Origin of the sequence: Pseudomonas koreensis (genome assembly GCF_012986595.1) — a bacterium.
In the GTDB taxonomy this organism is placed as follows: Bacteria; Pseudomonadota; Gammaproteobacteria; order Pseudomonadales; family Pseudomonadaceae; genus Aquipseudomonas; species Aquipseudomonas koreensis.
This window is the reverse complement of record NZ_JAAQYM010000005.1, coordinates 648,225-657,737: the sequence shown is the minus strand read 5'-3', so window position 1 is coordinate 657,737 and position 9,513 is coordinate 648,225. Positions and strand designations below refer to the sequence as shown.

Sequence of the window (9,513 nt, the reverse complement as noted above, 5' to 3'; positions counted from 1 at the left end):
CTCCACAAGCACCCACACGAATTGCTTGATTCAGTTGTTAAAGAGCGGTTGGTTAAGATCTTTCGTCTCAACCGAGGCGCGCATTCTACAGCAGCCTCATTTGCTGTCAAGTGATTATTTTCAGAAGTTTTCGAAGATTTCTTCAACAACTTCAACCACTTGCGCTTCCGATCTCTCGTTAGCGGGAGGCGAATTCTACAGCGTTACACGCTGCTGTCAACACCTCTTTTTCTCCGCTTTCGACCGAGAAGATCGAACCGTTAAAAGAGCCAAACATCACCACTCTTTCAACTCCTTCCAGGCTTCGATGAACTGAAGCGAGCCACTGTCGAAAACTGCGTAACTCATTGAATCTCAAGGAGTTTTCCGTTTCGACTGCGCCGGAAGTGGGGCGAATTATAGACCTCTGGAATCTGCCGTCAACAGCTTTTTTCATATTTCTGTCATATCGGTCAAAAAAGCCCGAAAACACGAAGGCCGATCTCTAGAGGTCGGCCTTCTTCATCCCTTTACTTGTTACAAGCTAGGGAAAGCGAATTGCGAAGCTTCATGGCTCGCACGCTGCGGCCAGCGCTGGGTGATGGCCTTGCGACGGGTATAGAAGCGCACGCCATCCGGACCATAGGCATGCAGATCGCCGAAGAGCGAACGCTTCCAGCCGCCGAAGCTGTGGTAAGCCACCGGTACCGGCAGCGGTACGTTGACGCCGACCATGCCGACTTCGATCTCGTCGCAGAACAGACGCGCCGCTTCACCGTCACGGGTGAAGATGCAGGTGCCGTTGCCGTACTCGTGATCGTTGATCAGCTTCATCGCCTCTTCCAGGCTGTTGACCCGAACCACGCAAAGCACCGGCCCGAAGATCTCTTCCTTATAGATGCGCATCTCAGGGGTGACGTTGTCGAACAGGCAGCCACCAATGAAGAAGCCATCTTCATGACCCGCAATGCTCAAGCCGCGACCATCGACCACCAGGGTCGCGCCCGCCGCCACACCGTCATCGACATAACCGCTGACCTTGTCCCGCGCCTGACCGGTGACCAACGGGCCCATGTCCAGACCGCACGAAGTGCCGGCACCGATTTTCAGCGCCTTGATCTGTGGAACCAGTTTCGCCACCAGCGCATCCGCCACCTGATCGCCGACACACACCGCGACCGAGATCGCCATGCAGCGCTCACCGCAAGAACCATACGCTGCGCCCATCAGGGCGCTGACCGCGTTATCCAGATCCGCATCCGGCATCAACACTGCGTGGTTCTTCGCCCCGCCCAGTGCCTGGACGCGTTTGCCGCGCTTGGTGCCTTCGGCGTAGATGTACTCGGCAATCGGCGTCGAGCCGACAAAGCTCAGCGCTTTGACTTCCGGCGCTTCGATCAGCGCGTCTACCGCTGTCTTGTCGCCATGCACCACGCTCAGTACGCCTTTCGGCAGACCGGCCTCGATCAGCAATTGAGCGATCAGCAGCGTCGAACTTGGGTCACGTTCGGACGGCTTGAGGATGAAGCAGTTGCCGCAGACAATCGCCAGTGGGTACATCCACAGCGGCACCATCGCCGGGAAGTTGAACGGGGTGATACCGGCGACCACGCCCAGTGGCTGGAAGTCAGACCAGGCGTCGATGTTCGGGCCAACGTTGCGGCTGTACTCGCCCTTGAGGATTTCCGGGGCGGCGCAGGCGAATTCGACGTTCTCGATACCGCGCTTCAGTTCACCGGCAGCGTCTTCCAGCGTCTTGCCGTGCTCTTCGCTGATCAATTGCGAGATCCGCGCTTCGTTCTGCTCCAGCAGTTGCTTGAAGCGGAACATCACCTGGGCGCGTTTGGCCGGTGGCGTGTTGCGCCAGGCCGGGAAGGCAGCCTTGGCAGCGTCGATCGCGTGTTGAATGGTTTCGCGGGTGGCCAGTGGCAACTTGTGGATCGCCTGACCGGTGGACGGGTTGAACACATCAACCGCGCGACCGTTCTCGGTCACCAGTTCACCATTGATCAAATGCGGGATAACGCTCATCGAAAACTCCTGAATTCTTGTCAACAGGCGCCCACAAGGGGCACCTGTTATTGGCAGGTATATATAGAAGGGAAAATCAGTCGAGCTTGTTCAGCACTTCGCCGACCGCGTCGAACAGACGATCAAGGTCTTGCGGCTTGCTGTTGAAGGTTGGGCCGAACTGCAGAGTGTCACCGCCGAAGCGCACGTAGAACCCGGCTTTCCACAAGGCCATGCCCGCTTCAAACGGACGCACGATGGCGTCGCCGTCACGATGGGCAATCTGGATCGCACCGGCCAGGCCGTAGTTACGGATGTCGATGACGTTCTTCGAACCTTTCAGACCGTGCAGGGCATTTTCGAAATGCGGTGCAACCTCGGCCACGCTCTGCACCAGGTTTTCCTTTTGCAGCAGGTCGAGTGCCGCCAGGCCAGCAGCGCACGCCACCGGGTGGGCCGAGTAGGTGTAGCCGTGGGGGAATTCCACAGCGTATTCCGGGGTCGGCTGGTTCATGAAGGTCTGGTAGATCTCGGAGCTGGCAATCACCGCGCCCATCGGGATCGCACCGTTGGTGACTTGCTTGGCGATGCACATCAGGTCCGGGGTCACGCCGAAGCTCTCGGCGCCGAACATCGAACCGGTGCGGCCGAAACCGGTGATCACTTCGTCGAATACCAGCAGGATGTTGTGCTGATCGCAGATCTCGCGCAGACGTTTCAAGTAACCCTGTGGCGGAACCAGTACGCCAGCGGAACCGGCCATTGGTTCGACGAACACCGCCGCGATATTCGACGCGTCGTGCAGTTCGATCAACTTGAGCAACTCATCGGCCAGGGCGATACCGCCCTGCTCCGGCATGCCCCGGGAGAAGGCGTTGCTGGCCAGCAAGGTGTGCGGCAGGTGATCGACGTCCATCATGGCCTGACCGAACATTTTACGGTTGCCGTTGACGCCGCCCAGGCTGGTGCCGGCGATGTTCACGCCGTGATAGCCACGGGCGCGGCCGATCATTTTGGTTTTGGTCGCCTGGCCTTTCAGGCGCCAGTAGGCACGGACCATTTTCACCGCGGTGTCGGCACACTCGGAGCCGGAGTCGGTGAAGAACACGTGGTTCAGGTTGCCCGGGGTCAGGTCAGTGATCTTTTCTGCCAGCTGGAACGACAACGGGTGGCCGTACTGGAAGCCTGGCGAGTAGTCGAGGGTGCCCAGTTGCTTGGCGACCGCTTCCTGGATTTCCTTGCGGGTGTGCCCGGCGCCACAGGTCCACAGACCGGACAGCGAATCGTAGATCTTGCGGCCCTTGTCATCGAACAGCCAGCTGCCTTCGGCACCGACAATCAGACGCGGGTCGCGCTGGAAGTTGCGGTTGGCGGTGTACGGCATCCAGTGCGCGTCCAGCTTCAGTTGGCTGGCCAGTGGCGACGGAGCGGTTTCAGGCATGTTCATCGGGCAAAACCTCGCAGGGCATAAGCATCAGGGAGATAGAAAGCGTTGTTGCAGCTAAATTGCCACGCGGATAAAGTCGGTGAAATCAAACTTTTCTAACCTTCAGTTAGAAGCCTGCTAAACAATGAGAACAACAGCATGAGCAGTCGCCGTCCCGATCCGCTGGCCCAGGTGAGTGACTTTGATATTCGCCTGCTGCGGATTTTTCGCAGCGTGGTGGAATGCGGCGGCTTTTCTGCGGCGGAAACCGTGCTCGGCATCGGTCGCTCGGCGATCAGCCAGCAGATGAGCGATCTGGAACAGCGCCTCGGCCTGCGCTTGTGCCAACGCGGTCGCGCCGGATTTTCGCTGACCGAAGAAGGTCGCGAGGTTTATCAGTCGGTGCTGCAGCTATTAAGTGCGCTGGAAAGTTTCCGCACCGAGGTCAACGGCCTGCACCAGCATTTGCGCGGCGAGTTGATCATCGGCCTGACCGATAACCTCGTCACCCTGCCGCACATGCGCATCACCCATGCCTTGGCCCAATTGAAGGAACGTGGCCCGGACGTGCAGATCCAGATCCGCATGATCGCCCCCAACGAAGTCGAACAAGGCGTGCTCGATGGCCGCCTGCATGTCGGCGTGGTGCCGCAGGCCAGCGCGCTGTCTGGGCTGGAGTATCAGCCGTTGTACAGCGAGCGTTCGCTGCTTTATTGCGCGGTAGGTCATCCGCTGTTTTATGTCGATGACAGGCAACTGGATGACCAACGTCTTAATAGTCAGGACGCGATTGCCCCGACGTTTCGTTTGCCGGCGGATATTCAGGCGCATTACCAAGCGCTTAATTGCACCGCCAGTGCGTCTGACCGTGAGGGCATGGCGTTTCTGATTTTGACCGGGCGTTACATTGGTTATCTGCCGGATCATTACGCCAGCCTTTGGGTGCAGCAAGGTCGCTTGCGTGCGTTGAAATCCCAAACGCGTTTTTATGACCTGAGCCTGGCATCGGTCACGCGCAAGGGGCGGCGCCCTCATTTGGTGCTGGAAAGCTTTCTGGAGAGTCTGGCAGCGACACGTTGAAAGCCAGATCAAAAGATCGCAGCCTTCGGCAGCTCCTACATTTGGGGGGTATTCGCCGATAAAGCTGAGCAAGTGGACAGCTTTTTGCAAAGCAGGATCAACCCCGATCCTTCAACAAGAAGCCTTAAGCCATGCAGCCAGATTCTGAACCGTCCAGCGAACTGATCTACGGCCTCGACGACCGCCCGCAACCGCCGGCCGCGATGCTCGCCGCCCTGCAACACGTGCTCGCCAGTTTCGTCGGCATCATCACCCCGCCGCTGGTGATCGGCTCGGCCCTCGGCCTGACCGCGCACTTGCCGTACCTGATCAGCATGGCGCTGATGGTCTCCGGGGTCGGCACGTTTATTCAGGCGCGCCGTCCGTTCGGTATCGGCGCCGGGATGATTTGCTTGCAGGGCACCAGTTTTGCCTTCCTCGGTGCTGTGCTGTCGGCCGGGTTTCTGGTCAAGCAACGCGGCGGCAGCCCCGAGGACATTCTGGCGATGATCTTCGGCGTGTGTTTTTTCGGCGCCTTGGTGCAGATCGTTCTCAGCCGCTTCATTGGCCAGTTGCGCCGGGTCGTCACGCCGCTGGTGACCGGGATCGTGATTACCCTGATCGGCATCAGTCTGATCAAGGTTGGCATCACCGATCTGGGCGGCGGCTTCAATGCGCCGGACTTCGGTGCGCCGGGTAATCTGGCACTGGGCGTATTCGTGCTGCTGACGATCATCCTGCTCAATCGCTCGAACACGCCGTGGGTGCGGCTGTCGGCGATCATGATCGGGCTGTTGCTTGGCTGTCTGGCCGCATGGTTCAGCGGCAAACTGGTGCCGCAGGCATTGCCTGACCTGCCGCTGATCAGTCTTCCTGCACCGTTCAAGTTCGGTTTCAGCTTCGACTGGACAGCTTTCCTGCCGGTCGCGCTGATTTATCTGATCAGCACCATCGAAACCGTCGGCGATCTCACGGCCAATTGCATGCTCGCCCGCCAGCCCATCAGCGGCCCTTCTTATATAAGCCGTTTGCGCGGCGGCGTGCTGGGCGATGGCGTGAGCTGCATGATCGCCGCCACCTTCAGCGCCTTCCCCAACACCACGTTTGCGCAGAACAACGGCGTGATCCAGTTGACCGGCGTCGCCAGCCGCTACGTCGGCCTGTACATCGGCGCGATTCTGTTTTGCCTCGGGCTGTTTCCCATGATCGGCGCGGTGCTGCAGCAAATTCCGAAACCGGTACTCGGCGGCGCCACGCTGGTGATGTTCGGCAGCGTCGCGGCGGCTGGGGTGCGAATCCTTGCGCAATCGCCGCTGGACCGGCGCAGCATGCTGATCATCGCCACCTCGCTCGGCGTCGGCCTGGGCATCGCCGCGCAGCCGAACCTGTTGCACCTGCTGCCGAAACTGGTGCAGAACCTGTTCGATTCGGCGATCACCAGCGGCGGCCTGACCGCGATTTTCCTCTGCCTGTTGCTGCCGGAGGCAAAAACCTCGGCGGTCGAGGCCACAGCAGCGTTGAACAAGATCGAACAGGCGTAACGGTTTTATTGCATCAGGACTTGTCGGATGCCTGTGGGTGCGTTATCAACGCAACTGGTTGCACCCACAGACAAACCGGAAGTGCCTATGACCTTTGAAGTCCCAGCCCACGGCGGCAAACCCGCCAGCCGCATTCGTCAGAAGAACGAAGAGACCATCCTCAAAGCCGCCGAAGACGAGTTCGCCCGTCACGGTTACAAAGGCACCAGCATGAACACCATCGCGCAGAATGCCGGGTTGCCCAAAGCGAACCTGCATTACTACTTCACCAACAAGCTTGGGTTGTACGTGGCGGTGCTGAGCAACATCATCGAGTTGTGGGACAGCACCTTCAACACCCTCACGGCCGAGGACGATCCGGCCGAAGCGCTGACCCGCTACATCCGCGCAAAAATGGAATTCTCCCGACGCCAGCCGCAAGCCTCGCGGATTTTCGCGATGGAAGTGATCAGCGGCGGCGAATGCCTGAGCGAGTATTTCAACCAGGACTATCGCGCCTGGTTCACCGGTCGGGCCGCCGTGTTCCAGGCGTGGATCGATGCCGGCAAAATGGACCCGGTGGATCCGGTGCACCTGATCTTCCTGCTGTGGGGCAGCACCCAGCATTACGCCGACTTCGCTACGCAGATCTGCCGCGTCAGCGGTCGCAGCAAGCTGACCAAACAGGACATGGAAGACGCCGGCAACAACCTGATCCGCATCATTCTCAAAGGCTGCGGCCTCACCCCGACTATTTAAGACATTTATGCCTTTCACCCTCAGCGGTTTTTGCGAGTACCGCGAAGAGATTCGCAAAAGCCGCTTTATCACCTTCGCCGCGCCCATCTGCAGCCCCGCCGACGCGCAGGCGTTCTTCGAGCAACACAGCGACTTGAACGCCTCGCATAACTGCTGGGCGTGGAAGCTCGGTGATCAGTACCGCAGCAATGACGATGGCGAACCCGGCGGCACTGCCGGGCGACCGATTCTGGCGGCGATCGAAGCGCAGGATTGCGATCAGGTCGCGGTGCTGGTAATCCGCTGGTATGGCGGCATTCAACTGGGCACTGGCGGTTTGGCCCGGGCGTATGGCGGTGGCGCGAACAAGTGCCTGCAAAACGCGGAAAAAATCGAGTTGATCAGCCGCGTGCCGCTGCGCTGTGCCTGCGGTTTTGCCGAGTTGCCGCTGGTGAAGCTGCGCGTGGCGGATCTGGGTGGCCTGGTAGTGGAGGAGAACTTCACCGCCAATGGCGTTGAGTTGCAGTTGGCGTTGGGCGAGGCGCAGATCGAGTTGTTGCAAACGCAGTTGGCGGATTTGAGCCGTGGGCGGATTGTGCTGCAGCGTTAGAAGAGCAAAAGATCGCGGCCTTCGGCAGCGCCTACATTGGAATGCGCCGACCTGCAGGAGCTGCCGACGGCTGCGATCTTTTAGAGCATCGACGAAATCCGTTATTCCAACAACTTGCCCACATCTACTGTGCACCCGACTGTGGATAACCTGAGCACATCGCGCTGTAACCCTTCTGTCACGTGGCTTTGCGCGATTTGCTCACTTTTCGTCCAATTCACATGAAAAAAGATTAATCCCACGTAAAAACAAATAGTTAGCGCTGTTTATCACCATTAGAAGATAAGCGGTCTTTGCTTATGCCCGGCTTTTCGGCTTGCGCACAAATACTGTGGAACAACCTGTGGATAAGCCGTTCATGGCTGGCGCAGCCGCCGATTCTGCATAGGTTCGGCTCGACTGCTCGTTTTTTAACCAATTGTAACGGTGCAAAAGTGGAGCCGGATCAACGGCTTTGCTCCGCATTGGTGCTCGCCTACCCAGGGAATTTGAGCGGGAGGCTCTACCTCTGGCGCACGGCAACGGCCGTTGCGGGCGTTCCTGACTCAATGGCCAGGAAATTGCTTTATCCACAGGCACAACGCCAAGCCAGACGAGCCTGTCATGCACACCCCTTCTACGAGCAACGATCTCACCCCGCGCCTGCAACTGCGCCACATCAGCAAACGCTACCCCGGGTGTCTGGCCAACGACGCCATCGACCTGAGCATCGCCCCCGGGGAAATCCACGCCCTGCTCGGCGAGAACGGCGCGGGCAAAAGCACGCTGATGAAGATCATCTACGGCGTCACCCAGGCCGATGCGGGGGAGATGCTCTGGCAGGGCCAGCGGGTGAATATCCGCAACCCGGCGCAGGCCCGACAGTTGGGGATCGGCATGGTGTTCCAGCACTTCTCGCTGTTCGAAACCCTCAGCGTGGCGCAGAACATTGCCCTGGCGATGGGCGCCAAGGCCGGCACGCCGAAACAACTGGAGCCGAAAATTCGCGAAGTGTCGCGCCGCTATGGCATGGCGCTGGAGCCGGAGCGACTGGTCCACAGCCTGTCGATCGGCGAACGGCAACGGGTGGAGATCATTCGCTGCCTGATGCAGGACATCCGCCTGCTGATTCTCGACGAGCCGACCTCGGTGCTCACCCCGCAAGAAGCGGACGAGTTGTTCATCACTCTGCGTCGTCTGGCGGCCGAGGGCTGCAGCATTCTGTTCATCAGCCACAAACTCGGTGAGGTGCGTGTGTTGTGCCACAGCGCCACGGTGTTGCGTGGCGGACGGGTGGCGGGGCATTGCATCCCCGCCGAATGCTCGGACCAGCAATTGGCACAGTTGATGGTCGGCGAAGCGGCGGCACTGATTGGCGAATACCCGAAGGTCAGCGGTGGCGCGGCGTACTTACAGGTCCACGGCTTGAGTTGGCACAACCCCGATCCGTTCGGCTGCTCGCTGGCCGAGATTAATCTGCAGGTACGCAGCGGGGAAATCGTCGGCATCGCCGGGGTCGCGGGCAATGGCCAGGACGAACTGCTCGCTCTGCTCAGTGGCGAGCAAATCCTGCCCCGCGATAGCGCCACAACGATTCGTTTTGCTGATCAAGCGGTCGCGGATCTGCGCCCGGATGCACGACGCAAACTCGGACTGGCGTTTGTCCCGGCCGAGCGTCTGGGCCACGGTGCGGTGCCAGAGTTGAGCCTGGCCGACAACGCCCTGCTCACGGCGTTTCAACACGGGTTGGTGAGCAACGGCTTGATCGAGCGTGGCAAAGTCCAAGCCCTCGCCCAACAGATCATTCAACGTTTCGGTGTGAAAACCCCGGACAGCCAGGCCACCGCACGCAGTCTCTCCGGCGGCAACCTGCAGAAATTCATCCTCGGCCGGGAAATCCTCCAGCAGCCGAAACTGCTTGTCGCCGCGCACCCGACCTGGGGCGTCGACGTGGGCGCGGCGGCCACCATTCACCGGGCGCTGATCGCCTTGCGCGATGCCGGCGCGGCGATTCTGGTGATTTCCGAAGACCTCGACGAACTGTTCCAGATCAGCGACCGACTTGGCGCCCTGTGCGCCGGACGCCTGTCGCCCCTGCAAAACACCACCGACACCCTGCTGAGCGACGTCGGCGGCTGGATGGCCGGCCAGTTCGATGCCCCTCAACCACACGCCACGGTTTAACGGAGTTT

The 9,513-nt window shown here is 59.8% G+C and carries 7 protein-coding genes; 5 read left to right on the top strand and 2 right to left on the bottom strand.

Features of this window, described 5'->3' with window-relative positions:
- Positions 1 to 516: 516 nt before the first annotated feature.
- Positions 517 to 2,010, bottom strand: coding sequence for a CoA-acylating methylmalonate-semialdehyde dehydrogenase (locus HBN98_RS18765; protein ID WP_083367090.1), 1,494 nt, complete (start codon positions 2,008 to 2,010; stop codon positions 517 to 519).
- A 76-nt stretch (positions 2,011 to 2,086) separates the two neighbouring features.
- Positions 2,087 to 3,436, bottom strand: coding sequence for an omega-aminotransferase AptA (gene aptA / locus HBN98_RS18760; protein ID WP_064585846.1), 1,350 nt, complete (start codon positions 3,434 to 3,436; stop codon positions 2,087 to 2,089).
- 138 nt (positions 3,437 to 3,574) lie between these two features.
- On the opposite strand from aptA, the gene HBN98_RS18755 reads away from it, so the two are divergent.
- The 5 genes from HBN98_RS18755 (at position 3,575) to HBN98_RS18735 (ending at position 9,505) form a co-directional block, all read left to right on the top strand.
- Positions 3,575 to 4,495, top strand: coding sequence for a LysR family transcriptional regulator (locus HBN98_RS18755; RefSeq protein ID WP_064585845.1), 921 nt, complete (start codon positions 3,575 to 3,577; stop codon positions 4,493 to 4,495).
- A 131-nt stretch (positions 4,496 to 4,626) separates the two neighbouring features.
- The gene (locus tag HBN98_RS18750; protein ID WP_083367091.1) at positions 4,627 to 6,015 is read left to right on the top strand and encodes a uracil-xanthine permease family protein; all 1,389 of its coding nucleotides are present in this window, start codon (positions 4,627 to 4,629) and stop codon (positions 6,013 to 6,015) included.
- An 87-nt stretch (positions 6,016 to 6,102) separates the two neighbouring features.
- Positions 6,103 to 6,753, top strand: a complete 651-nt coding sequence (locus HBN98_RS18745) for a TetR/AcrR family transcriptional regulator (RefSeq protein ID WP_064585843.1) — start codon at positions 6,103 to 6,105, stop codon at positions 6,751 to 6,753.
- Between the two features lie 7 nt (positions 6,754 to 6,760).
- Positions 6,761 to 7,342, top strand: a complete 582-nt coding sequence (locus tag HBN98_RS18740; RefSeq protein ID WP_083367092.1) for an IMPACT family protein — start codon at positions 6,761 to 6,763, stop codon at positions 7,340 to 7,342.
- 603 nt (positions 7,343 to 7,945) lie between these two features.
- Positions 7,946 to 9,505, top strand: coding sequence for an ABC transporter ATP-binding protein (locus tag HBN98_RS18735; RefSeq protein ID WP_083367093.1), 1,560 nt, complete (start codon positions 7,946 to 7,948; stop codon positions 9,503 to 9,505).
- Positions 9,506 to 9,513 lie beyond the last annotated feature (8 nt).